This window comes from Cohnella sp. SGD-V74 (assembly GCF_003001675.1).
GTDB lineage: Bacteria > Bacillota > Bacilli > Paenibacillales > Paenibacillaceae > Cohnella.
Genome location: NZ_PVYW01000002.1, coordinates 323,218 through 346,672, shown reverse-complemented (window position 1 = coordinate 346,672; position 23,455 = coordinate 323,218). Strand labels below are relative to the sequence as shown.

The window sequence follows — 23,455 nt, the reverse complement described above, 5'->3', positions numbered from 1 at the left end:
CTGAGAGAAAACGCCCGCCCTAAGCGGGCGTTTTTGCCGTCAAGCTCGCGATTGCTTGTCTTGACTTCCCCGCACCCCGATTCTACACTGGTATAATTCATAAGGTTACAACGCCATCGGAGGGAATAGTTTTGGCTACAGTTGCGGGAGTTAAAGGGGCGGCGAACCCGGGGACGAAGACGGTTTTGCCCGTTCTGCTGGCCATCAGCCTTGTCCATATGCTGAACGACTCGATGCAGGCGGTCGTCCCGGCTTTGTATCCGATCCTGCAGGAATCGCTTAACCTGTCGATGGTGCAGCTCGGGTGGATCGGTTTCATGCTCAATATGACCTCGTCGGTCATGCAGCCCGTCGTCGGCGCGTATTCGGACAAGAGGACGCTGCCGAACATGCTGCCGATCGGCATGGGGCTCAGCCTGATCGGCATGGTCGGGCTGGCGCTGGCCCCGCAGTTCTGGGTGCTGCTGTTTGCGGTCGTGTTCATCGGGCTCGGCTCGGCCATCTTTCACCCGGAAGGGTCGCGCGTCGTCTATTTCGCGGCCGGAGGGCGGAGAGGCTTCGCCCAGTCCGTCTACCAGGTCGGAGGCAACGCGGGAAGCACGCTCGGACCGCTGATGACTGCACTCATCTTCGTTCACTTGGGCCAGATTGGCGCGATGTGGGGGACGCTGTTTGCCGGCTTCGGGATCGCGGTGCTGCTCGGCCTGCTTCCCTGGTACAAGCGTAAGCTCGGCGAATGGGAGCGACAGCGGGCGGCCACGGCGGCGGCCCGCGCATCCGGATCGACCGTGACCGAGAAGGCGAGCCATCCGCGGGTCAAGTTCGCGATGGGCATGCTCGTCTTCCTCGTGTTCGCGCGCTCCTGGTATCATTCCGGCATCGGCAGCTTTTATCAATTTTACTTGAAGTTTGACTACGGGCTGACGACGCAGCAGGCGCAAATTCCCGTGTTCCTGTTCCTGGCCGCGGGCGTGCTCGGTACATTCTTCGGCGGCGTGCTGGCGGACAAGTTCGGCCTGAAGAACATGATCGTATTCTCGATCGCCGGCGCCTCTCCCCTTGCGCTGCTGCTGCCGCATCTGCCGTTGTTCTGGGTATACCCGCTCATCGCGCTGCTCGGCTTCGTCATCCTGTCGGGCTTCTCCGTCAGCGTCGTCTACGCGCAGTTCCTCATGCCGGCGAACGTAGGCATGGCTTCGGGTCTGACGACGGGCCTGGCCTTCGGTATGGGAGCGATCGGCGGAGTCGCTCTCGGCCAGGCGATCGACACGTTCGGCATCAACGATGTCATGTTCGCGATCAGCTTTTTCCCGCTTGTCGGCCTGTTCGCCCTGCTGCTGCCTTCGGATCGCCCGAAGAGAAGCGCGGGAGCAGCGTCCGGACAAAAATAAACCGTTACTCCTGGAAGAGAAGCCGTCTCCGCATCGCGGGGGCGGTTTTTGTAATCTAATGCCCCACAGGCTCGCCCAATATGCTCGTACCACGGGCTACCTCAAGAACTGGGTCCGGCGTTATACATAATCAGGATTTATGACACTATGAGATGGACTTGTCCGGGAGCCGTAGACGGCCGATCGGCGTTGGCATAGAATATGTCGAAAACGGATCAGGGGGATTGTGGGAGCGGCTAATGTGCAACATAGAGAGCACTGCTAACGTCACTACAATACAGGAAAGTTTTTCCGTACAGAATAGAGGTGATCCGAGATGAAAACAAGAATGGCTTGGCTGGCGGTCTCCTTCGCCGCGCTGCTGCTTATCGGAAGCTGCGTCGTGAAGAAGGCCGACGAACCGGTCGTCGGCGGGGAAGCCGCTCCGGCGATTGAGGCGGAAGCTTCCCTAAGCCGCGCCGTGGAGGCCTCCGAGGGGGAGCGGATCGGCAAGCAGGGAGAGAGGGCGCTGCCGCCGACCGCCAAGAAGCGTCCGACGTACGTCAAGGATCTGTTGCATACGAAGCTGGAAGCGAAGGCGGGGACAGAGAGCGTCAAGCTCGCTTTCTCGGTGAAGAACGTATCCGGGCGCGAGCTTGAGCTGACGTTCGGCTCCGGCATGCAATACGACTTCGCCGTGTACGACGGGCGGCATGACGAGGTGTACAGATGGTCGCTCGATAAAAGCTTTACGCAAGCGCTGATCGAGAAGAAGCTGAAGCGGGACGAAGCGCTCGAGTTCGAGGAAGAGTGGAGCCTTGCGGACAACTCCGGAGCGCCGGTTCCGGACGGAGACTACACGGTGCGGCTGATCATTCACGCTGCAGCAGATCTGCCGGGAGGACAGCTTCTCGCTCCCGGACAGTTGGAGGCCGAGGCGGACGTGACGATCAAGAAGGAGCAGAGCTAACTGCAGCTCTGCTCCACTTCTATCCGGCCGTCCGCCCGAAGCGTAACCTTGGCCGTGCCGGATAGGCTCTCCGTATACCCGCAGACGGTGGCTTCCTTCGGTTCGCCGCCGTCGAAGACGAACTTCTGGTAGACGCCGCCTTCCCCGGTCAGGCTGAGCTCGGGCCTGATCCTGGCGCTCTGCCCGGCTTCGATGCGCTGCCGGTAGAAGTGCTTCGAGCTGCCGGAGCTGGAGACGGCGCGGGTTTCGACTGCGACAAGATCGGCGCTTGTCTCGTTCACGACCGTGATTCTCAGCGGTCCGAAAGGTTCCATCCATTTGATTCCCCATAGAATGAACAGGACGAGCAGGGCTCCGATCGACAGATAGACGAGCATCAGGCGTCTAAGCAGTTTCATGGCGGTTCGTCACAGATCCCTTCTGAGCGCCCGCAGCACGTCGATCCGCGTAGCTCTGCGAGCCGGACGGGAGCCGGACAGCAGGGCGACGGCAAGCGAGATCAGGCTCGACAGCGCGGCTAGATAACCCGGAATGAAGGAGAAGCGGAAATCTTGCGGCACCTTCTCGTCCATGAAGCCTTCGATAATGAGCGGAAGACCGGCGTTCACGGCCATCGAGACGACGTACGCGACGGCCGTGCCGATGATCGCCCCGAGCAAGCCGATCAGGGCGCTCTCCAGCAGGAAGATTCGCCGGATGGCCGATGGATGGGCGCCGATCGCCTTCATAATGCCGATATCCTGCGCGCGTTCGGTGACGGCCATCGTCATCGTGTTGTAGATGCCGATGGAGGCGATCAGCACGGCGATCGTGCCGACAAATACGAGACCGATCTTCATGATGAGGAACACGAGATTGATCTGATCGAGCTCGTCCGCGACGGAGTGGACGAAGTAGCCTTGCTCGCGAATTTGCTCCGCGATTGCCTTCACATGTCGGGCGCCGTCCGCAATGACCTGGATCTCGCTATACTGGCGCGGATCTTGCAGCCCCGGCGGCTCGTAGCCTTCGGGGTTTTCCTTGTCCGGTGCGATGCGCTGCTCACCCCATTGCGTGCCGGTGAAGCTCTCGATATTCCCCATCGCCGCGTTGCCGATGTAAACCGAATTATCGATCTGCCATTCCCTCGAAGGCTTGGCGGCAATGCCGACGATCTTGACGGAGAACGACTTCTTCCGCTCGGTTCCGTCCGTCTCGAACTGGGAAGCTTCCATGCTCATCGTCTTGCCGAGCCACTCCCCGGCGGAGGGAGGCTCGTCGCCCGGCTTGAAGCCTTCAGCGGGAATTCGCGAATAATACCCGATGACGACTTCGTCATCCGCTTGCGGAAGCCGTCCCGCGCTGAGTCCGAAGCCCGCCGCGGTCTCGGCTTCGAAATCGACGTTGATGACTTTCCCGGGCATTACGGCAGCTCCGTCGACAGTAGAACGAATCGTCTGCCGGACGTTATTCCGGTACGTGACCGCCTTGACGCGATCGACGGAGCGCAAGTACGCGATGCCCTTCTCGTCGATCTGGCGGTCCACGCCGTCTTCCGAAGCGATGCCGTAGACGTCGATGGCGGTGACGAGCCGGTCTCCGACGACCTTGTCGACGATGCTCTTCTGCAAGCCGAATCCGACCGAAGCGAGCACGATCAGGAAGGCGCAGCCCATCGCCGTCGCGAGCACGGTCATGAACAGGCGCGTTTTGTTTTTCTTCATATTTTGCCGGACGAACCGGACTTGATCATTGAATTTCATAAGAATGGGCTTCTCCCTTCCGCGGAGCGTTCAACAAGTAGCCGTCCTTCAGCGCGATGGTGCGATGGGCCGTGGCGGCGACCTGTTCGTCGTGAGTGATGAGAACGAAGGTAATGCCGAGCTCCCGGTTAAGCTCCCGGATGAGAGCGAGCAGCTGCCGCTCGTTGTCGCTGTCGAGGCTTCCGGTAGGCTCGTCCGCGAGCACGATCGGCGGATTAAGCATGAGCGCTCTGGCGACGGACACACGCTGCTGCTGGCCGCCCGACAGCTCTCCGGGATAATGGCCGGCATATTCGGCGACGCCGACCTGATGAAGCAGCGCCATGACTCGTTTTTTGCGTTCCGCGACGTCGATTCCCTTAAGCACGAGCGGCAGCTCGGCGTTTTCGAACGCGGTCATGCTCGGGATGAGTTGGAAGCTCTGGAACATGAAGCCCAGATGGGCAAGCCGGAAGTCGGCCCAGTCCCCTTCGCTCAGTCCGGTCACGGCCTGCCCCGCCACGCGGATCGTCCCCGACGTCGGGTGAATGTAGCCGGACATTAAGTTCAGCAGCGTGGATTTACCGGAGCCGCTTCGTCCGACGATCGCGACGATTTCTCCTTTTTCGACGTGCAAGTCGATATCGTGCAGCACGGGCACGACCCGTTCCCGGCCCTTCTTGCCGATGACGAACCGGTGGCTGACTTGGATCATTTCTATCATGCGTTGTTCCTCCGCTCCTATCTCTGTCTATATAGGCTGGACCCGTGAACAGGAAGCTATTGCATTCCCTTTCTCCGTTTCAGCGGGTCCGTTCTTCGACGTATCTGTGATTTCGCTTATATAGTCGTTGCAACCTATATACATGATTGTATAGACGTAATCTTAATGATTCGGTAACAACACCTAAAGAAAATCTTAAGATTGGCTGACGGCCGTTCAACGAACTTTCAGCCCCTGCTAAGGTTCCCCTAAGGTTGGTTTCAGCCCTCGCTCAGGATTGGCGGCAATACTGGACGTGGCAAGACCAAATTTCCTGTCAAGGAGGACCACAGATGAGAAAATCGGTAAAGACGTTTGGCATCACGGCCGCTCTGGCGGTCATGATCCCGTTCTCCGCTTATGCGGCGACGGTATCGGGCGATACGTCCGCGTCTGGAGGGGCAAAGGCAGCGCCTATAGAAGAGAGCCACAGAGGCTTCGGAGCGGAGTTGTTCGGGAAAGGCGAGGTTGGCGAGGAAGTGCTGGAGCTGCTCAAGCTGGACAAGGAGACTTACCGGGAGAAATTAAAAGCAGGTTCGACGCTGGCGCAGATCGCGGAAGAGCAAGGAGTGAGCAGGGAGAGCTTGAAAGCCGCATTGACCGAGGCGCACGACAAGAAGCTGGAGGAGCGGAAGCAGAAGTTCGCGGACGGGCTGGACGCCTTGATCGACGCTCAGCCGCGGACTGGCGGGCACCATTCGGGCAAAGGCGCCGATCGGATCGCATCGGCGGATTTGACCGCAATCGCGGGAGCATTGGGGCTGACCGCGGACGAATTGAAGGCGCAGCTTAAGGAGGGCAAGACGATCGCGGACGTTGCCGCAGACAAGGGCGTGGACGTCCAGAAGCTCGTCGACGCGCAGAAGGCGGCGATTGAGAAGAGCGTTGCCGAAGCGCTGCAAGCCGGCGAGATCACGCAGGAGCAGGCGGACAAGAAGCTGGCGGAAGCGGGCGAGAGAGCGGAGCGGATCGTTGAAGGCGGCTTCCGGCACGGCGGCGGCGAGCGGGGACACGGCGCCGGGAAACCGGCCAAGCCGAACGCGGCTGCCGACAGCTCGGCGGAATAAGACGGGAGGACGGATATTCCGGCAATTCCGGATGTCCGTCTTCTTTTATGTCGCCAGCCTCCATCGATCATCGTCAACCGCCTACAGTCAAGCGAACCTCGATGCCGGAAGGGTCCTGTGTACGCACGAAGCCGTCTTTCCGCTCCGCTTGGAAGCCGGCGCGTTCCAGGTCGGCGGCGATGCGCTCCAGCTCGGCCGCGTCGGGAACGACAATCGTGTAGTAGGACAGGCCGGTTGCGTGGGCGGCAGCCAGGGGCGCGCCGACGCCGGCCCATACGTTGATGCCGATATGGTGGTGATAGCCGCCGGCAGAGATAAAGCAGGCGCGCATCGTCCGGGCGAGATCGGCGACGACGTCGAAGCCGATGACGTCGCAATAGAAAGCGCGCGATGCGGCGAGATCGCTCACGTGCAGATGGATGTGGCCCAGCGTTGTGCCCTCCGGAAGCCCGTTCCACGGCTTGTCGCCCGCGAGCTCCAGCAACCCGCGGATGTCGACCGGATCGGTAGCTATCACGTAGTTGCCGTCGGCGTCCTTCCGCCACTCGGAGCGGGGACGGTCGCAGTAGATTTCGATGCCGTTGTTGTCGGGATCGGAGATGTACAGCGCTTCGCTGACCAGATGATCGCCCTGTCCGATCGGGATGCCGGATTCGACCAACCGGCGGAGCGACAGTCCGAGCTGTTCACGGGTCGGCACGAGAATCGCGAAGTGGTACAGGCCGGCCGCCGACCTCTCCGGCGTGACGACGGCGTTCGGAATCTGTTCCAGAACGAGAAATTCGGCGCGGCCGTCGACTGTCAGCGAAGCGATGTTCCCGGCGCGGCCGAGCAGACGAAAGCCGACGACCTCCGTGTAGAAGCGGATGGAGCGATCGAGATCGCTGACTCTAAGCTGCAGCCGGCCAAGCGCGGTATCGGGGTGAATAGAACGGGTCATGGTCGTCATACCTCCGTTAAAAAACTGCCCGACAGGCATGCGAGGCCTGCGGGCAGTCGTTCAGAATGGTTTAATTATTGTCTCTGCGTCGCCTGGGCGAACCGCTCCTGAATCAAGGAGTTGCTTATTTTCCACGCGGACAGGTCCTCTTGCACGAGCTGCGTCGACGATTTCTTCGCAGGGGCGAACAGGAGCGCGTCTTTCGGCTGTTCTCCGACGGCCAGGCTGACTTTGCCGTTTTTGGATACGTAGACGTTCATGCCAGCAAACCTCCCAAAACCATTTTGACCAAGAAGACGAGATACGGGTTTTTATTCATTATAGCATCATTGACGCTTTCCTGATAAGTGACGTATTTGCGGTTGTCCCAATCCGGGCCGGCGGGGCAATGCAGCGTCAGAACGTGCTCGCCGTGCTTGAAGCAGCCGTAAAACATTGATTTACTCTGCGTGTAGTGGACGGTGTCCTTGTTCATCTGGTAAGTCAGCGCCACGTAGGAGCCTTTGTCGTCCAGCCGGAACGAGCGGTTCCACGCGACGTCTCCCCATTTTGCGACGAATCGCATTTTTTCGCCTTCCCGCGCGTACAGCGTCGCCCCGATGCAGGACTCGTACGTTCCGACCGTCTCCGATACGTACGGGCCGTACCGGTGCTCGATTCGCCCGCCCGTCATTCGGCTTGCGACCGCGCCCAGAACCGCCTCGTAATCGGGTCCGTCCGCCTTGGGCTGCAGCGAGGCCAGCTCGGGCAGCAGGCGGAAGGCTTCGTCCGATTGCGCGAGTCTGCGGCCGTTCTCGATGATCGAGTTCCTGAGCGGCAGCAGCATGGACCCGCGCCGCAGCAGATCGCTGAAGTAGGTTGGCCAATCGATCCGGACGCCGAGCGAGAGGTCGTCCATATAGACGTTGCGGACGGACAGATCGTGAAGCAGAAACCAGACGTAAGGGTCGACGTGCGACGGAACGCCCGGGTGGTGCCGAAGCGCGGCCAGCACTTCGTCGGTCGAAGGAGGCCTTCCGGATTCGGTCATGTATTGCTCCAGAAAGTCGTCGATCCATTTCCGCACCGTGCCGAAGAACGCGGCTTTGACGCTCGTGTCCGCGAACACGAGAATCGTCTTGCCCTTGTCGTACGCCTGGATGAACTCCATATGAGTCACCGTGCGCTGCGCTTCCTTGTAGTAAGTGCCGCCGCGGCTGCCGACGAACAGCAGGAAGATGTCGGCCTCCCCGACCGCGTCAAGACACTTGGAGACCGGGTCCGCGTAGGCCGGCCACGGGCCGAGATTTTCCTCCCACATGACCGGTTCGTGCCCGAGCTGCCGCAGTTCGTCGAACGCCTCCTTGCGCAGCCGCTTCAGCCCGTCCTCGTTGACCGAGCTGATGAAAATTTTCGCTTTGGCCAATTCGTTATCCCGCCCCCTGTCGCAACCGACTTTCTTCCATTATAACCCATAGGACGAGCCGCGGCATCGCGAATTTCGCTAGGCTATCCCGGCCCCGGAGCACATACATATAGCATTAGCGAAAACAAACGGGAGGGAGCGATCGTACGGGATGGCGATCAAACCATTGGCTTTGCGGCGGGGGGACACGGTCGGAATCGTCACGCTGGGCAGTCCGCTCGCGCCGGCGACGATCGACGCCCGGATCGCCTACCTGCGGACGCTCGGCCTGAACGTCGTCGTCGGACGGCACGTCTACGACGAGAACGGCTTTCTGGCGGGAACCGCCCGCGATAGAGCGGAGGATCTGATGAGCATGTTCGCCGATCCGGACGTGCGGCTCATTTTGCCGTCCCGCGGAGGCGTGGGAGTAGAAGGGATACTGCCCTATCTGGATTTCGGATTCATCCGGCGGCATCCGAAAATCGTCAGCGGCTACAGCGACATTACCGTTCTGCTCAACGCGCTGGCGCAGCTGTCCGGCATCGTGACGCTGCACAGCTTGCTGCTGATCGATTTCAGACCGGATACTCCGCCTTACAATATCGAACAGTTTTTCACGGCGACGTCCTCGACCGGGGTGCCGCGGCCGCTGAACAATCCTCCGGGCGCGCCGCTTGTTCCCAGAGTGCCGGGCAACGTCAGCGGGCCGATCGTCGGAGGCAACTTGACTTCTCTGACGGGGACGCTCGGAACGCCTTACGAGATCGATACCCGGGGCAAAATCCTGCTGCTGGAGGAGGTTCACGAGCCGGTGAACACGGTGTTTCGATACTTGGAGCAGCTGCGGCTCGCAGGTAAATTCCGGGATTGCCGGGGCATCGTCATGGGAGAGTGCACCGGCTGCCAGGACGCATACGGCAAAACTTACGAAGACGTCATAGAAGAGTTTATCGTTCCGCTGGGCAAGCCGCTCGTCACGAATTTGGCATCCGGCCACGGCACGTACAAGGCGGCCGTCCCGATCGGCGCGTTCGTTAATCTGAACGCGAGCGAAGGGACGCTGACATGGCTGGAGCCGGCGGTGACGTATTCATAATCCTTTGCATTTTTGCGCGAATCGAAATAAACTTAAGAGACAACATTGGTCTTGTCTCTTTTTTTTGTGCATCTAGGAAAGGGGAAATAACACATGTCATTTGTCAGCGATATTTTGGATTTTAATCAAGAATTCGTCGATCAGCGCAAGTACGAGAAATATTTGACGGACAAGTTCCCGGAGAAGAAGGTCGCCATTCTGACCTGTATGGATACGCGGCTCGTCGAGCTGCTGCCCAAGGCGCTTAATCTGCGCAACGGAGACGCCAAGTTCATCAAGAACGCCGGCGCGGTGCTGACGCAGCCGTTCGGGAGCGCCATGCGGAGCATTCTGATCGCCATCCACGAGATGGGTGCCAAGGAAGTGCTCGTCATCGGGCATCACGGCTGCGGCATGACCCAGCTCGACTCGGGAGCGCTCGTGAAGAAGTTTAAGCAGAATGGCATATCCGAAGTCGTGCTGGACACGCTCGAAAATTCGGGCATCCGGATGGAGCGTTTCCTCAAGGGCTTCGACAAGCCTGAGGACGGCGTCAAGCACAGCGTCCAAATGATCCGCAAGCATCCGCTCGTGCCCGATTTCGTACCGGTCCACGGCTTCCTGATCCATCCGGATACGGGCAAGCTGGAGTGGCTGATCGACGGTTACGCGGAAGCCAAACCTCGCTAAAACGGCGCGAAAATCCCGATAAGCCGCTTGTTCAGAATTTGTTGAGAGCCGTCGAGTATGATAGAGATATAGGCTCTACGCTCGGGAGGTTGAACAAGATGGCGAAAATTATGGTCGTCGACGATGCCGCGTTTTTGCGGGCTATGCTGAAGGACATTTTGGTGAAGGCCGGCCACGAGGTCGTATCCGAGGCGGCGAACGGCCTCGAGGCGGTCGATAAATACAGGTCGCTGCGGCCCGATCTCGTGACGATGGACATAACGATGCCCGTCATGGAAGGCGTCGAAGCGGTGAAGGAAATCCGCAAGATCGATCCGTCCGCCAATATCGTCATGTGCTCCGCGATGGGTCAGAAAAATTTGATCATCGAAGCGATTCAAAGCGGGGCCAAAGATTTCATCGTCAAGCCGTTCCAGTCGAACCGGGTTCTCGAAGCGGTCTCGAAAGCGATCGGATAAAGCAGGACCGCTCTGCCTCAGGCAATGGAGCGGTCTTTTTTTATGCCTTGACGGCCCCTCTCCTGTATTCGCTGGGTGTCGCGCCGACGATTCGCTTGAAGACCGAGAGGAAGGAAGCGGTATCCCTGTAGCCGACCGTCTCGGCGATTGAGCCGATCTTCAGCGCCGTGCTGCGGAGCAGCTCGCAGCTTTTCTGAATGCGCAAAGCCTGCAAATAGCTGTTGAACGATTGCTCCGTATGCTGCCGGAACAGGCGCTGCAGATGCCGTTCGCTCCAGCGGCTGATCTCGGCCAGGCTCCGCAGCGACAACGGCTCGGCAAGATGCTGCTCCATGTAGGACAGCAGATGGTCGAATTGCGTGAATTTGCGGACGGAAGCGGACGGCGCGTCATGCTTCAATCTCTGCACGACGATGAACAATTGGATGAGAAGGGTGTCCAGATAATCGGAAGAAGCGCCCCGAGGCATGGAGAACTCCCGGTGCATCGCCAGCATCAGCCGCTCGATCGTATCGTCCGTGTCGGAGAGGTAGAAATAAGGCGAGGCTCCGTCTCTCAATTCGCCGATGAACCGCGCCAGCCTCGGGTCTGTGACGAAGGCGGCGAGCCTACCCAGCAGCGCGGGCGAAAATACGCAGTTATAGACGGTCAGAGGGTGCTTGGCGACATCCGCGGAAGCGGGGCGGAAGACGTGAGGAGTGCCGATCGGGATGCAGAAGAGCTGTCCCCTGTGAATCGGGTGGACCTGCCCGCCGACATGGTGAAATCCGGTGCCTTCCGCTATGAAGGCGAACTCGATGAAGTCGTGGTCGTGCACCGGCACTTCGAAATCTTCAGAGGCGCGGTTGACGTAGACGAGCCGATTGTGATGGAAGAAGTAATCGCCCTTTAAGGTATGGATCGGGTTCACCAAAGCACCTCCTTAAAATGTCCGTATTCCCCTATTTAAATGTCCGTAATACCCGGATACTTTTTGTAGAAACCATTATATCATAGAGGCAATTCGGCAGTAAGAGAGGGGAGCCTGGTTATTTATGCTGCAGGTTATCGAATTGCGTTGCGAGTATAAGCGAAATCCGCTCGGTCTGGACGTCAAGAGGCCGCGCATCAGTTGGAAGCTGTCTTCGGAGGAGAGAGCGGTCGTACAGAGCGCTTACGAGATCGAGATTGCGGCCGATCCGGATTTCTCGGCGGCGGAATGGAGCTCGGGCAAGGTGCAGTCGGACCAGTCGCTGCACGTCGAGCTCACCGGTTTGGAAGTCGTTTCGCGCAAGCGCTATCATTACCGCGTCCGGGTATGGGCAGCCTCGGGAGAAGCTTCGGAATGGTCGGAGCCGGCCTGGTTCGAGACGGGCGTCCTGGACAAGAGCGAATGGAGCGCGCAATGGATCGGCGTGGATAAGCCGGAAGAGCAGTGGAAGAACCGTCCCGACACGTACGTGGAGAGAAGTCCGCTGCTTCGCAGAAGCTTCGAGGTCGGCCAAGGCGTGAAGAGGGCGCGGATCTACGCCACCGCCCTCGGCCTGTACGAGTTGGAGCTGAACGGCGCTCGGGTCGGCGAAGATTATTTCACGCCCGGCTGGACGAGCTACAAGCACCGGATTCAAGTGCAAGCGTACGACGTGACGACGATGCTCGGCGAAGGCGAGAACGCGATCGGCGCGATGCTGGGCAACGGCTGGTACAAGGGGCCGCTGGCGTGGAACGACCACTATTGCCTATACGGCAACCGGCAGGCGCTGTTTCTGCAAATGCACATCGAGTATGAAGACGGTACGGAGCAGACGGTCGTCTCCGACGAAAGCTGGCGTACGACGGCCAGCCAGATTCTGATGTCCGAGATCTACCACGGGGAGACGTACGACGCGAGATTGGAAATTCCGGGATGGAGCAAGCCCGGCTACGACGACGGGAAGTGGGAAGCGGTCGCGATCGTCGAGCAGTCGAACGACCCGCTGCTCATGCAGGAGAACGACCCGGTGCGCAAGTTCGAGGAGATCAAGCCGATCGAGCTGATCAAGACGCCGCTCGGCGAGACCGTTCTTGACCTTGGGCAGAACATGGTCGGCTGGCTGAAGTTTACGGTGAGAGGCGAAGCAGGCGCCGAGGTTGTCGTACACCATGCGGAGGTGCTGGACAAGGACGGCAATTTCTACACGGACAATCTGCGGGCGGCCAAGCAGGAAATCCGCTATACGCTGAAAGGCGGGGAAGCGGAGACGTACGAGCCGAGATTCTCGTTCCAAGGATTCCGCTACGTTCGGCTGACCGGTTTTCCCGAGCCGATCCAACTGGAGGACTTCACCGGAGTCGTGCTGCACACCGACATGGCCCCGACGGGAAGCTTCTCCTGCTCGGACCCGCTCGTCAATCAGCTGCAGCACAATATCGAGTGGGGACTGAAGGGCAATTTCCTCGACGTGCCCACCGATTGTCCTCAGCGCGACGAACGGCTCGGCTGGACGGGCGACGCCCAGATGTTCATCCGTACGGCCGCGCACTTGCGCAACATCGCTCCGTTCTTCACGAAGTGGAGCCGGGATTTGGCCGCGGACCAGCGCGAGGACGGAGGCGTTCCGTTCGTTATTCCGAACGTCCTGGACGAGAACTCCCATTCTTCCTCCGCATGGGGAGACGCGGCGGTCATTTGTCCTTGGACGATCTATCTTTGCTATGGAGATAAAAGAATTTTGGAGGAGCAGTACGAGAGCATGGCGGGGTGGGTCGAGTACATCCGCAAGCAGGGAGACGACGAGCATCTGTGGAATACGGGCTTCCACTTCGGCGATTGGCTCGGACTCGATTCCAAGCCGGACACCTATATCGGCGCGACCGACCGCGACTATATCGCTACGGCTTTCTATGCCTATTCGACCTCCTTGCTGCAGAAGATCGCCGAGACGCTCGGCAAGCGCGAGGACGCGGATAAGTACGCCGGGCTGTACGAGCGGATCGTCTCCGCATTCCATCGGGAGTTCGTCAGCCCGAACGGCCGGCTGACCGTGCCGACCCAGACGGCGCAAGTGCTTGGGCTCATGTTCGGCATTCTCGATGAGCAGGCCAAGAAGCGGGCGGAGAAGAAGTTGCTCGAGCTGCTGGAGGAGAGCAAGCACCATCTGACGACAGGCTTCGTCGGCACGCCGTACCTCAACCACGTGCTGACCGACAGCGGTCACAACGACGCGGCCTACAAGCTGTTGTTCCAGCAGGACTACCCATCCTGGCTGTATCAGGTGACGAAGGGCGCGACGACGATCTGGGAGCACTGGGACGGCATCAAGGAGGACGGCTCGTTCTGGAGCAAGGACATGAACTCGTTTAACCATTACGCCTATGGGGCGATCGGCGACTGGCTGTACCGCCGGGTCGCGGGCATCGACACCGACGAGCAGGCCGCGGGCTACAAGAAGATTCATGTCCGTCCGCAGCCGGGCGAGGGACTGGACTGGGCGGAAGCCCGTCTGGAAACGATGTACGGAGAAGTGCGCAGCTGCTGGAAGCGTACGGATAACGGGGGCATGGAGCTCGAGGCGACGATTCCGGCGAATACGACGGCGGAAATCAAGCTGCCGAACGCCAAGCTGGAGACGGCGAAAGAGAACGGCTCCAAGCTCGACGCCGCGGCGGGCATCGCATCCGTGCGGCAGGAGGAGGACGGAGTGACGCTGACGGTCGGCTCCGGACAGTACAGCTTCAGCTGGTAAGCGGAATGAATAGGGAAGAGACATGCAGCTGCCCAAAGCCGCCCTGCGGCAGGGGAGGAGGCATGTCTCTTTCTCGTTCCGGACGAGGTATTCCCGTCCCCCTCCGTCCGTCCGGGCAAGCCGCCAAGATCGCACCGCAAATGTATAATATCGCCTCCTTGCCCGCCCGAACGGGCGGGCGTTATGATTAGAGCACTTAAACATGAGTTGGGGAAGGCGGGAGCATATGCGGACGATCGCGGTGACGGGCGGGAGCGGGAAGCTTGGGACGCATGTCGTGGAATTGCTGAAGAAGGAAGGGTACAAGATCAGATCGTTGGACGCCAAACGTGCGGACCGGTTGGGAGGCGAACAGCTTGCCGTCGATTTGTCCGACTTCGGACAAGTGGCGGGGGCGCTCGGCGGGGTCGACGCGATCGTTCACCTGGCCGCGATCCCTGCGCCTCTGGGACACACGAACAGCTATATTTTCTCCAACAACGTTCTTTCAACCTACAATGTGCTGGAAGCCGCTTCGCTGCTCGGCATTCGGAAAGTCGTCACCGGATCGAGCGAGTCGGCTTACGGCTTCGCCTGGGCGCCGCAGCCGTTCCCGCCGGAATATTTTCCGGTCGACGAGAACCATCCGCTGCTGCCGCAGGAGTGCTACGGGCTGTCCAAAGCCGTCGGCGAGCAGACGGCGGCGATGTTCGCGCGGCGCGGGGGGATGAGCGTGTTCGCTCTGCGCTATTCGATGATCGTGGCGGAGAAGGAATATGCCGGATTAAAGACGGGCGAACCGGAAAGGTACTACCGCTCTCTGTGGAGCTACATCGATATTCGGGATGCGGCGCGGGCGACTCTGGCGGCGCTCGTCTCCGAGCGCACGGGATTTTACGCGCTGAACATCACGAGCGACGATACGCTGAGCGATCGGCCTACCGACCGGCTGCTCTCCGAATTTTATCCCGAAGCGGAGAGAAGAGTCGAATTCCGAGGCAGGGAGGCCGCCGCAAGCAACGCGCTGGCGAAGCAGGCGCTGGACTGGAAGCCTGAACATTCGTGGACGGAGTTTAAGGATTCCCTGTAAAGTTTGCGATTGCCCCCGTGCAAGTTTAAACGGCGTTCGGTTATGATGGGAGATAACGACATTCGCTGGCGGAAGGGTGAACGATATGTTGCGGGCGCTGATCGTGGACGACGAATTCGAAATCCGGGAAGGATTGCGCAAGCGCATTCCTTGGCACATCTACGGAGTGGAGGAAGTATATGCGGCCGACGACGGGGATTCGGCGCTTGAGCTTGCTCTGAGCCTCAGGCCCGATCTGATCGTCACGGATATCAAGATGAGCCGGATGTCCGGGCTGGAATTTCTCGACTCGCTCGGCCGGGCGGCGGATCATTGCTGGAAAGCCGTCGTTATCAGCGGATACGACGACTTCGAGCTGGTCAAGCAGGCGATGCAGCTCGGGGCGATCGATTATATTTTGAAGCCGATCAATACGGACGAACTGGGCCGCATCGTGTACAAGGCGGCCGAGCTGATCGCGCGCGACAAGCGCGAGCGGCACAACCAGTCGCAACTGCTCAGCCAGATGCAGCTGGCCGAGCCCAAGCTGAGGGAGGAGCTGCTGAGGGAACTCGTCGAGCGCGAATACGATCCTTATCGCGAATCGAGAATTTTTCACCGGCTGCAGACGCTGAAGCTGGATTGGATGACGCAGCAGCCTCTTCTGCTGATGATCGTCGAAGCCGACGATCTCAAGGCGATCGAGAATCGCCGGACGTTCGTGAACGAGAAGGAACTGGTGCTGTTCGGCATCGGCAACGTCGTCAACCATACGATCGCCGAGGAGTTCCCCCATCCCTACGCCGTTTTCAGCGATTCCGGCTCGCGCTGCGTCGCGGTGTTTTCCTGTCGGCAGCAGGGGCATGACCAGGCGGTCCGGACGCTCGCGCAAACTTGCTTAAGAAGAATAAACGAGTACGTGAAGGTTCAGGCCAGCATCGGCGTCAATCCGGCGCCCAGGGAGCTGGCGCACGTTCACGAGTTGTTCCTGGAAGCGGGAGAGCTGCTGGAGATGAAGGCGGTATACGGCGGAAACCGGATATTCGCCGAGCACGGCTACGATTTCGGAGGAGACCGGATGGAGCTGTCCCTCGCGGAGGCCGGAGAGGTGCTCGATCTCGTCCGATACGGCTCGGACGAAGAGATCTCCGCGGCGCTGGGCGGCTTCGTCGACATGGTTCAGAGCTGGGGAATCTCGCAGCTTAAAGATATTCAGCAGCACATCTTCAAATGGCTGATGGACTTGTTCAGGAAAGCGGCGGCGGCCGGATGGGCGGAGCGGAGCTGGGAGAGAAACCCGATCTTCGTCTGGGAGCATCTGGAGCAGTTCGACCATCTGGAGTCGCTGCAAGGGGCCGTTGAGCGGTATTTGCTGGACATGGCCGCGGACTTCCGCCGCCAGGCGGCTTCCCCCAGCCAGATTGTGCTGCAGGCGGAGAAAATGATCGGCAAGCGTTATTCGGACAATCTGAGCCTGCAGGTGGTGGCCGACGAGGTGCACGTGACGCCGGTCTGGCTGAGCAAGCTGTTCAAGAAGGAAAAGAAGATGACGTTCCTGGAATATTTGACCGAAGTCAGAGTGCAGAAAGCCAAGGAGATGCTGGGCGACGTCAGGTTCAAAATCTATCAAATCTCCTACGAGGTAGGCTACAAGGACCCGGTCCATTTCACGAAGCTGTTCAAAAAGCACGTCGGATGCACGCCGAAGGAATTCCGCAGGCAGAGGGGAATCGCGGATGATTAAGGCTTCCTTGAAGCTGGCCTCTTCTTTTCGCAACAAAATGATTCTGATCTTCTTCGCGATCACGATCGTTCCTTTTATCGTGTTCGCTTATTACGCGTATCTGAAATCGATCGAAGGCATCCAGAACGCGAACGCAACGTTCTCCATGAGTTATCTGCAGCAGGCGAAGGCGAATTTCGAAACGTATCTCACGCAGGTCAACGACCGGATCAACGATTTGATCGGCAACAGGTCGCTGCAGACCTGGCTGGAGCACGAGCCCCGCAGCCAGGAAGAGGAGGAGGCGTTCGCGGTCAACATGCTGGCGCTCGTCTACCAGCACAAGCCCCAGATCGACGCCCTCAGGGTGAGGGTATACCCGTTGAAGCCGTCGCTGTACCCGAACTATATGAATACGATGGGCGTGTCCACGCAAGTCGAGCAGGAGAGCTGGTTCAAGGCGTCGAGCGGCAGCGTCGTGCCGACGTGGCATCTTTTCATGCCGGAGAAGGGGTTGTACGGAAGGCCGCTGCTGACCTACGTGAAGAGATTTACCGGGCTGTACGACACGACGCCGAGAGGCTTGATCGCGACTGATCTGGCGGAGGACCATCTGCGGCGCTTCTTCTCCCCGTCCAAGCGGATGGAGGGGCAGAAGTTTCTGATCGTCGGCCGGGATGGAACCGTTCTGTTCGACTCGAACGACAACGAATGGACGGGCCAGCCCGTCCCTTCCAAGCGGTTCATGGAAATCCGGGAGAACGCTTCCGAAGGCGCGGAAACGCTCGACATGGACGGAGAGAGAAAGCTCATTACATACGCGAAAATGAACAGCGAGCCTTGGACGGTCGTCAGCCTGACGCCCCTGCACGCCCTGACGCATCCGATCAAAACGATGAACAAGCTGCTTATCGTCTTTCTGGCGATCTATTTGATCTGCTCGGTGGGCGTCGTCATCTATATTACGATGAACTTCACGCAGCCGGTCGTGAAGCTGGTCAGGTTGATGCGGAAGCTGGAAAAAGGCGAATTCGACCACAAGGGGCCGACGTCCTCCCGCGAGGACGAGATCGGCTGGCTGTACCGGGGCTTCGAGAGCATGACGCGTAAGATCGAAGCTCTGATCGAGCAGACGACCTTGTCGGAGAGAAAGAAGAAGGAACTGGAGCTCCAGGTGCTGAGCCATCAGATCAATCCTCATTTTCTGTACAATACGCTGGAATCGATCCGCTGGAAGGCGGAAAATCACGGCAGAAGCGACATCGGAGAGATGGTGTCGGCGCTCGGGAACCTGCTTCGGTTGAGCCTGAATCAGGGCAAGGATATTACGACGGTCGGCCGCGAGGTCGATCAGGTGAAAGCCTACGTCCAGATCGAGCAGGCCCGCATGGGAATGCCGCTGCGGGTGCTGTATTTCTTCGATGAGGAGATGCTTTCCCTTCCGTTCACGAGACTGCTTCTGCAGCCTCTCGTCGAGAACGCGATCCATCACAGCATTCGCGACAACTTCGAGAAGGGCAAGGTTATTCTGTCGGGATACGTGGAGGAGAACGACATCGTCATTCAGATTACCGACAACGGACGGGGAATTCCGGAGTCGGTGCTGCGGCAGTTGGACTCGGAGGAAGCGGACGGCAAGGGCGGGCGTCGCCAGGGAGTCGGGCTGCGCAACGTCAACGAGAGGCTTAAGCTCTACTTCGGCAACGGCTATAAGCTGACGATCGACACCGGAGCGGGCATGGGCACGAAAATCACGCTCCGCCACCCCGTTCTGGAGAACGAAGGGCCGGAGGAGGCGGGCGGCATTCAGAACTCGAACTGAGCGAAGAGAGGGGGACAGGCGCTGCGGCAGCTTGTCCCCTTCTTCGGCCGGGGATACTCGACAAAATCGGTTATCTCCCTCGCCAAAAGCTCCAATCGGCTCACGATACTCGACAAAATCGGTTATCTCCCTCGCCAAAAGCTCCAATCGGCTCACGATACTCGACAAAATCGGTTATCTCCCTCGCGAAAAGCTCCAATCGGCTCACGATACTCGACAAAATCGGTTATCTCCCTCGCCAAAAGCTCCAATCGGCTCACGATACTCGACAAAATCGGTTATCTCCCTCGCGAAAAGTCCCAATTGGCCCACGATACTCGACAAAATCGGTTATCTCTCTCCCCCGTCAGAAACTCCCCGTTTGCCCCCTTTAGAGAGCCAATAATCGAAAATGGGATAGAAATCCCTATGCAAATGCCAAGATTGCCTTATTTTGGAGTAGGGAAGTCTGGTTTACGCTGGAGGCAAGATCGCGCAAGGAAAAAATGAAAGCCCTTACAATCGGCGGTCGGGAAGGAGGATTCGCATTTGGCATCGGATTCGGATTGGCTTGACCTGGCTTAGGATTCACATTGGCATTTAGCTTCGCATTCGTGTTCGCATTCGGGCGAGAGGAGGTGCATTCGTACCGCGCAGCAGCAGGAGAAGAGAGAACGACGATTCATTCCAATAAGGAGGGTATTTATTCATGCGAGCACAACGATTCCCGTTCGGTTTCAAGCCTTTGGCGCTATTCGCGCTGATCGCCGCTTTGTTGGTCGGACCGCTCTCGCTCGCGCCTTCGACGGCGTCCGCCGCGTCGGCTTTCGCGCAGACGTCCGCTTCGGGCTTCAGCAGTCAATCGGGCATTCAGCTCGAGAATTCGAGCGAAGGCGGCCAGAACGTCGCGTTCATCGACAACGGCGATTACATCGCTTTCGCAGGCATGGATTTCGGAGCGGGGGCGACGTCTTTCCAGGCGCGGGTAGCCAGCAACGCGTCGGGCGGCAGCATCGAACTGCGACTGGGCAGCCAGAACGGAACGCTGATCGGCACGTGCGCGGTTCCGGGAACGGGAGGCTGGCAAAATTGGACGACGGTTACCTGCCCGGTTAACGGCAATCCGAGCGGCACGCATACGCTGTACTTGAAGTTCACGGGAGGCGCCGGCAATCTTTTCAACGTGCTGTGGTTCAAATTCGGAGGAGGGCTGTCCGCGTTCACCCGCATCGAAGCGGAAAGCTTCAGCAGTCAGTCGGGTATCCAGGTCGAGGCATCGAGCGAGGGAGGTCAGAATGTCGGGTTCATCGACAACGGAGATTACCTTTCGTTCGCGGGAGTCGATTTCGGCAGCGGTGCGGCCTCCTTCCGGGCACGGGTGGCCAGCAATGCGTCGGGCGGCAGCATCGAACTGCGACTGGGCAGCCAGAACGGAACGTTGATCGGCACGTGCGCGGTTCCGGGAACGGGAGGCTGGCAGAACTGGACGACGGTTACCTGCCCGGTTAACGGAAACCCAAGCGGCACTCATACGCTGTTCCTGAAATTTACCGGAGGGGCAGGCAACTTGTTTAACCTCAACTGGTTCCAATTCGACGTTGCCGGGCCGCAGACGGGCGGAGACGTGGAAGGAAAGCTGTTCGCGGGTTATCAGGGCTGGTTTAACGCCGCGGGGGACGGCTCTCCGAACGGTGGCTGGATCCATTGGTCGAAAAACAGCAGCGCCCCGACGGCCAACGTTAACGTCAACTTCGAGCTGTATCCGGACATCCGCGAGTACTCGAAGTTGTATCAGACGAACTTGGCCAATTTCGGCAACGGCACGCAGGCCAAGCTGTTTTCGTCCTATGACCAGGAGACCGTCGACAAGCATTTCGAATGGATGCAATCCTACAATATCGACGGAGCCGCGCTGCAGCGCTTCGGCGCCGACGAGAGCGACGTTCCGAACAATTGGAAGACGAATCGCGACAGCGTCGCGGTCAAGGTGAAGAACGCCGCGGAGACGTATAACCGCAAGTTCTACGTCATGTACGACATCACGGACATGAATCCGTCGAACTGGGCGAATGCGGTTAAGCACGACTGGACGACCAATATCGTCGGAGGCATGCAGCTGACCAACTCTTCGGCATACGCCAGACAGGACGGCAAAATCGTCGTCTGCATCTGGGGCATCGGCTTCACCGATCGACCGGGCACGGCGTCCGAGCACGCGAATTTGATCGCCTGGTTCAAAGACCGGGGCGTCTACGTCATCGGAGGCGTGCCGACCTATTGGCGTACAGGGAACAACGACTCCAAATCCGGCTTCATGAGCGTATACGAATCTCTCGACATGCTGTCGCCATGGTTCGTCGGCCGGTTCGGCCGCAACGGTCTCGCCGACGCCGACCATTTTATGAACAACCAATGGGGGCCCGACTTCCAATACACGCAGCAGCGGGGCATCGCCTACCAGCCGGTCCTCTGGCCGGGATCCGCATGGTCGAACATGACGGGCGGTCCTCGCAACGAGAACCCGCGGCTGCACGGAGATTTCATGTGGAGGCAGGCGTATAACATGAAGTCGCTCGGCATCGATACCGGCTACGTGGCCATGTTCGACGAATACGACGAAGGAACGGCCATTGCCAAAATCGCCGAAAACAGCTCGATGATTCCGACCAACCAATACTTCCTGACGCTGGATGCGGACGGAGTCGCCGTATCGTCGGATTTCTACCTTCGCCTTGCCGGGGACATCAACCGGATGTTCAAAGGCCAGATTCCGGCAACGGTTAATCATCCGACCAGCCATCAGTAACCGCTCAAGATCCAGGGGCGACTTCCCGAAGCCGGGGAGGTCGCTCCTTTTTTGGCGGGCTTTATCGCCATTCGGCCGCAACAAGCCATCCCGATACAGGAAAGTTTAATTTTGCCTCATATGACAATCGTCACAGAAATTATAAGATAGCCTGGAAAATCAAATCTGTCGGCGCTTGCCGGTTCGAAACGATGTAAGCACTTACAGGGCGCGTCGGGCGAAGGGGGCTGAACCGGGGAGGGAGCGGCGGAACTCCCGGGATCGGAAAGCGGGGCATGAGGGAAGCTTCGCAGGAAGGCAAAGGCAAGGTGCAAGGCAAGGAGGAAAAACATTATCCAAGGGAGAGTTCGTCCATGAAGAAAAGTTTTGCGGTTCTGACTCTGACTGTCGCGCTGTTCGTCACCAGCGCAAGCCTCGCATTCGCTGCCATCGATCCGTACGGCGTCATCGCGCCGAGCGCCAACTCCGAGCTTAACAGCGATTCCGGCAAATTTTCGGACGGCAACGGTCCCCGGATCGAAGACAACGAGAACAAGAACATCGGATACATCGTTCCCGGCAATTACGCCAAGTACGCCGAAGTCAACTTCGGAACGGGAGGCGCCGCCAAGGTGAAAGTCGAGGTCGCGACTCCCAACGCGGGAGGCTCTGTCGTTTTCGCGATCGACGATCCGAAGGGAGCCCCGTTTGCGACCGTCCAGTACGAGCCGACGGGAGACTGGCAGAAGTACCAGTGGTTCGAAGCTCCGGTGTCCGGACTGACGGGCACGCATGACCTGTACGTTATCTTCACCGACGGCGATCTTAACGTCCGCGGCATTCAATTCGAGGCCGCTGCCGGAGGCTCCGGAGCCGCTGCGGAAGCGAATCCGCAGACGGGAGACGCCGGTGTCCTGCCGTACGCGCTGCTGGCGGCGGCATCGGCGGCGGTGCTGCTGCTGACCGGGAAGAAGCTCGTTAGACGGACGTAAAACGAAGATTCGAATTCGCTTGAAGAAGGAGTCCCGAAGCGCTCGCTCGCCCGAGGCGGAGGGGCTCCTTTTTCGGAACGAGAGGGAGTCATGGCGATTGTGCGCAAGCCTTCTTTGCGGGAAACGGCGGCGGCTGTCGCCGCGCTGGCGTTCCTGTTCTCCGTCTGGAAGATCGGAGCTTACGCGCTGGACGGGTACGAGAACAAGAAAACTTACGGAGAGATTCGGAGCGTGTACTATGGCCCTTCGGCGGGGGCGTCTCCCTTTTCGCCGCCGCTCCCGGACGATCCGGTTTTGCATTCCGCTCCCGCGGAGCAGCGTCTCGTCAATCCGAAATTCGAGCCGCTGCTCGAACGGAACGGGGACGTCGTCGGATGGGTGCGGATAGAAGGGACGAGGATCGACTACCCCGTCGTGCAAGCGGCGGACAACGAGTATTATTTGCATCGCGGCGTCGACGGAGAGCGCAACGCGGCGGGCAGCATTTTCATGGATTACCGTAATGACGCCGGAGGGAAGGACAGACATCTCATTCTGTACGGACACGATATGAAAAACAAGACGATGTTCGCCAACCTGCTCGAATACGAGAGCAGATGGAACTTCGAGAACAAGGCGACCATCGAGTTCGATACGCTGTACGCCGACGGGAGATGGGCGATTTTCTCCGCGTACACGACGACGTCCTCGTTCGACTATATCCGCACGGAGTTCGCCTCGGACGAGGACTTCGAGCAATTTCTCGCTGCGATTCAAGCCAATTCGCTGCACGCTTCGGACATCGAAGTGTCCGCGGAGGACACGATCCTGACGCTGTCGACCTGCTCTTCCGCCTTCGAGGACGCCAGGTTTGTCGTGCACGCCAAGCTTTTGCCGCCGGAGGAGGGCAGTACCTTCGAGCCGCCGGCCGAAGCAATCCAGGGGGAAGGACGAAAGTAGCCGTGGACCTGATATAAAACGG

20 protein-coding genes are annotated in these 23,455 nt (G+C 59.2%); 13 read left to right on the top strand and 7 right to left on the bottom strand.

What is annotated here, in order from left to right:
• Positions 1–131: 131 nt before the first annotated feature.
• Positions 132–1,391, top strand: a complete 1,260-nt coding sequence (locus B0G52_RS04045) for an MFS transporter (protein WP_233162351.1) — start codon at positions 132–134, stop codon at positions 1,389–1,391.
• 316 nt (positions 1,392–1,707) lie between these two features.
• A complete protein-coding gene (locus tag B0G52_RS04040; RefSeq protein WP_094042230.1) occupies positions 1,708–2,340 on the top strand; it encodes a BsuPI-related putative proteinase inhibitor in 633 nt (210 codons plus the stop codon).
• On the opposite strand, the gene B0G52_RS04035 is transcribed toward B0G52_RS04040, so the two are convergent.
• The 3 genes from B0G52_RS04035 to B0G52_RS04025 are packed head-to-tail and all read right to left on the bottom strand — an operon-like array spanning position 2,337 to position 4,785.
• A complete protein-coding gene (locus B0G52_RS04035; RefSeq protein ID WP_094042229.1) occupies positions 2,337–2,738 on the bottom strand; it encodes a hypothetical protein in 402 nt (133 codons plus the stop codon). The genes B0G52_RS04040 and B0G52_RS04035 overlap by 4 nt on opposite strands.
• A gap of 9 nt (positions 2,739–2,747) precedes the next feature.
• Positions 2,748–4,082: an ABC transporter permease gene (locus B0G52_RS04030; RefSeq protein WP_094042228.1), complete on the bottom strand. Its 1,335-nt coding sequence runs from the start codon at positions 4,080–4,082 to the stop codon at positions 2,748–2,750.
• Positions 4,069–4,785, bottom strand: a complete 717-nt coding sequence (locus tag B0G52_RS04025; RefSeq protein ID WP_094042227.1) for an ABC transporter ATP-binding protein — start codon at positions 4,783–4,785, stop codon at positions 4,069–4,071. The genes B0G52_RS04030 and B0G52_RS04025 overlap by 14 nt, the downstream gene beginning before the upstream one ends.
• A 332-nt stretch (positions 4,786–5,117) precedes the next feature.
• On the opposite strand from B0G52_RS04025, the gene B0G52_RS04020 reads away from it, so the two are divergent.
• Positions 5,118–5,891, top strand: a complete 774-nt coding sequence (locus B0G52_RS04020) for a hypothetical protein (protein WP_094042226.1) — start codon at positions 5,118–5,120, stop codon at positions 5,889–5,891.
• A 73-nt stretch (positions 5,892–5,964) separates the two neighbouring features.
• On the opposite strand, the gene B0G52_RS04015 is transcribed toward B0G52_RS04020, so the two are convergent.
• The 3 genes from B0G52_RS04015 to B0G52_RS04005 all read right to left on the bottom strand — a co-directional run bounded on the left by B0G52_RS04015 (position 5,965) and on the right by B0G52_RS04005 (position 8,236).
• A complete protein-coding gene (locus B0G52_RS04015; protein ID WP_094042225.1) occupies positions 5,965–6,831 on the bottom strand; it encodes a VOC family protein in 867 nt (288 codons plus the stop codon).
• 74 nt (positions 6,832–6,905) lie between these two features.
• Complete coding sequence (locus B0G52_RS04010) at positions 6,906–7,091, bottom strand: hypothetical protein (RefSeq protein WP_094042224.1); 186 nt, start codon at positions 7,089–7,091, stop codon at positions 6,906–6,908.
• Positions 7,088–8,236, bottom strand: coding sequence for a DUF4062 domain-containing protein (locus B0G52_RS04005; RefSeq protein ID WP_094042223.1), 1,149 nt, complete (start codon positions 8,234–8,236; stop codon positions 7,088–7,090). The genes B0G52_RS04010 and B0G52_RS04005 overlap by 4 nt, the downstream gene beginning before the upstream one ends.
• A gap of 151 nt (positions 8,237–8,387) precedes the next feature.
• Between B0G52_RS04005 and B0G52_RS04000 the strand changes: the two genes are divergently transcribed.
• From B0G52_RS04000 to B0G52_RS03990, 3 genes are all read left to right on the top strand, one after another.
• Positions 8,388–9,314 (top strand): S66 peptidase family protein, encoded by a 927-nt coding sequence (locus B0G52_RS04000; RefSeq protein ID WP_094042222.1) that lies wholly within the window; start codon positions 8,388–8,390, stop codon positions 9,312–9,314.
• A 93-nt stretch (positions 9,315–9,407) separates the two neighbouring features.
• The gene (locus tag B0G52_RS03995; protein WP_094042221.1) at positions 9,408–9,983 is read left to right on the top strand and encodes a beta-class carbonic anhydrase; all 576 of its coding nucleotides are present in this window, start codon (positions 9,408–9,410) and stop codon (positions 9,981–9,983) included.
• A gap of 98 nt (positions 9,984–10,081) precedes the next feature.
• Positions 10,082–10,441 carry a response regulator gene (locus tag B0G52_RS03990; RefSeq protein WP_094042220.1) on the top strand — a complete coding sequence of 120 codons (360 nt, stop codon included), beginning with the start codon at positions 10,082–10,084 and terminating at the stop codon, positions 10,439–10,441.
• Between the two features lie 40 nt (positions 10,442–10,481).
• Here B0G52_RS03990 and B0G52_RS03985 read toward each other — a convergent pair whose 3' ends face one another.
• Positions 10,482–11,351, bottom strand: coding sequence for an AraC family transcriptional regulator (locus tag B0G52_RS03985; RefSeq protein WP_158223573.1), 870 nt, complete (start codon positions 11,349–11,351; stop codon positions 10,482–10,484).
• A gap of 124 nt (positions 11,352–11,475) precedes the next feature.
• Here B0G52_RS03985 and B0G52_RS03980 point away from each other — a divergent pair, with 124 nt between their 5' ends.
• From B0G52_RS03980 to srtB, 7 genes are all read left to right on the top strand, one after another.
• Positions 11,476–14,145, top strand: coding sequence for an alpha-L-rhamnosidase (locus B0G52_RS03980; RefSeq protein WP_094042218.1), 2,670 nt, complete (start codon positions 11,476–11,478; stop codon positions 14,143–14,145).
• A gap of 202 nt (positions 14,146–14,347) precedes the next feature.
• The gene (locus B0G52_RS03975) at positions 14,348–15,214 is read left to right on the top strand and encodes an NAD-dependent epimerase/dehydratase family protein (protein ID WP_233162349.1); all 867 of its coding nucleotides are present in this window, start codon (positions 14,348–14,350) and stop codon (positions 15,212–15,214) included.
• A gap of 85 nt (positions 15,215–15,299) precedes the next feature.
• Complete coding sequence (locus B0G52_RS03970; protein WP_094042216.1) at positions 15,300–16,937, top strand: response regulator transcription factor; 1,638 nt, start codon at positions 15,300–15,302, stop codon at positions 16,935–16,937.
• Complete coding sequence (locus B0G52_RS03965; RefSeq protein WP_094042215.1) at positions 16,930–18,738, top strand: cache domain-containing sensor histidine kinase; 1,809 nt, start codon at positions 16,930–16,932, stop codon at positions 18,736–18,738. Before B0G52_RS03970 ends, B0G52_RS03965 begins: the two co-directional genes overlap by 8 nt.
• A gap of 688 nt (positions 18,739–19,426) precedes the next feature.
• Positions 19,427–21,523, top strand: a complete 2,097-nt coding sequence (locus tag B0G52_RS03960) for a carbohydrate-binding protein (protein ID WP_094042214.1) — start codon at positions 19,427–19,429, stop codon at positions 21,521–21,523.
• A 353-nt stretch (positions 21,524–21,876) separates the two neighbouring features.
• Positions 21,877–22,494 (top strand): carbohydrate-binding protein, encoded by a 618-nt coding sequence (locus tag B0G52_RS03955; RefSeq protein ID WP_158223572.1) that lies wholly within the window; start codon positions 21,877–21,879, stop codon positions 22,492–22,494.
• A gap of 90 nt (positions 22,495–22,584) precedes the next feature.
• Positions 22,585–23,433, top strand: a complete 849-nt coding sequence (srtB, locus tag B0G52_RS03950; protein WP_094042212.1) for a class B sortase — start codon at positions 22,585–22,587, stop codon at positions 23,431–23,433.
• Positions 23,434–23,455: the final 22 nt, after the last annotated feature.

What these genes read in the sequence shown, in the direction of transcription:
- B0G52_RS04040 (WP_094042230.1), top strand. Translation starts at nt 1,708, where the DNA reads ATGAAAACAAGAATGGCTTGGCTGGCGGTCTCCTTCGCCGCGCTGCTG.
- B0G52_RS04035 (WP_094042229.1), bottom strand. Translation starts at nt 2,738, where the DNA reads ATGAAACTGCTTAGACGCCTGATGCTCGTCTATCTGTCGATCGGAGCC.
- B0G52_RS04030 (WP_094042228.1), bottom strand. Translation starts at nt 4,082, where the DNA reads ATGAAATTCAATGATCAAGTCCGGTTCGTCCGGCAAAATATGAAGAAA.
- B0G52_RS04025 (WP_094042227.1), bottom strand. Translation starts at nt 4,785, where the DNA reads ATGATAGAAATGATCCAAGTCAGCCACCGGTTCGTCATCGGCAAGAAG.
- B0G52_RS04020 (WP_094042226.1), top strand. Translation starts at nt 5,118, where the DNA reads ATGAGAAAATCGGTAAAGACGTTTGGCATCACGGCCGCTCTGGCGGTC.
- B0G52_RS04015 (WP_094042225.1), bottom strand. Translation starts at nt 6,831, where the DNA reads ATGACCCGTTCTATTCACCCCGATACCGCGCTTGGCCGGCTGCAGCTT.
- B0G52_RS04010 (WP_094042224.1), bottom strand. Translation starts at nt 7,091, where the DNA reads ATGAACGTCTACGTATCCAAAAACGGCAAAGTCAGCCTGGCCGTCGGA.
- B0G52_RS04000 (WP_094042222.1), top strand. Translation starts at nt 8,388, where the DNA reads ATGGCGATCAAACCATTGGCTTTGCGGCGGGGGGACACGGTCGGAATC.
- B0G52_RS03995 (WP_094042221.1), top strand. Translation starts at nt 9,408, where the DNA reads ATGTCATTTGTCAGCGATATTTTGGATTTTAATCAAGAATTCGTCGAT.
- B0G52_RS03990 (WP_094042220.1), top strand. Translation starts at nt 10,082, where the DNA reads ATGGCGAAAATTATGGTCGTCGACGATGCCGCGTTTTTGCGGGCTATG.
- B0G52_RS03980 (WP_094042218.1), top strand. Translation starts at nt 11,476, where the DNA reads ATGCTGCAGGTTATCGAATTGCGTTGCGAGTATAAGCGAAATCCGCTC.
- B0G52_RS03975 (WP_233162349.1), top strand. Translation starts at nt 14,348, where the DNA reads ATGAGTTGGGGAAGGCGGGAGCATATGCGGACGATCGCGGTGACGGGC.
- B0G52_RS03970 (WP_094042216.1), top strand. Translation starts at nt 15,300, where the DNA reads ATGTTGCGGGCGCTGATCGTGGACGACGAATTCGAAATCCGGGAAGGA.
- B0G52_RS03965 (WP_094042215.1), top strand. Translation starts at nt 16,930, where the DNA reads ATGATTAAGGCTTCCTTGAAGCTGGCCTCTTCTTTTCGCAACAAAATG.
- B0G52_RS03960 (WP_094042214.1), top strand. Translation starts at nt 19,427, where the DNA reads ATGCGAGCACAACGATTCCCGTTCGGTTTCAAGCCTTTGGCGCTATTC.
- B0G52_RS03955 (WP_158223572.1), top strand. Translation starts at nt 21,877, where the DNA reads ATGAAGAAAAGTTTTGCGGTTCTGACTCTGACTGTCGCGCTGTTCGTC.
- srtB (WP_094042212.1), top strand. Translation starts at nt 22,585, where the DNA reads ATGGCGATTGTGCGCAAGCCTTCTTTGCGGGAAACGGCGGCGGCTGTC.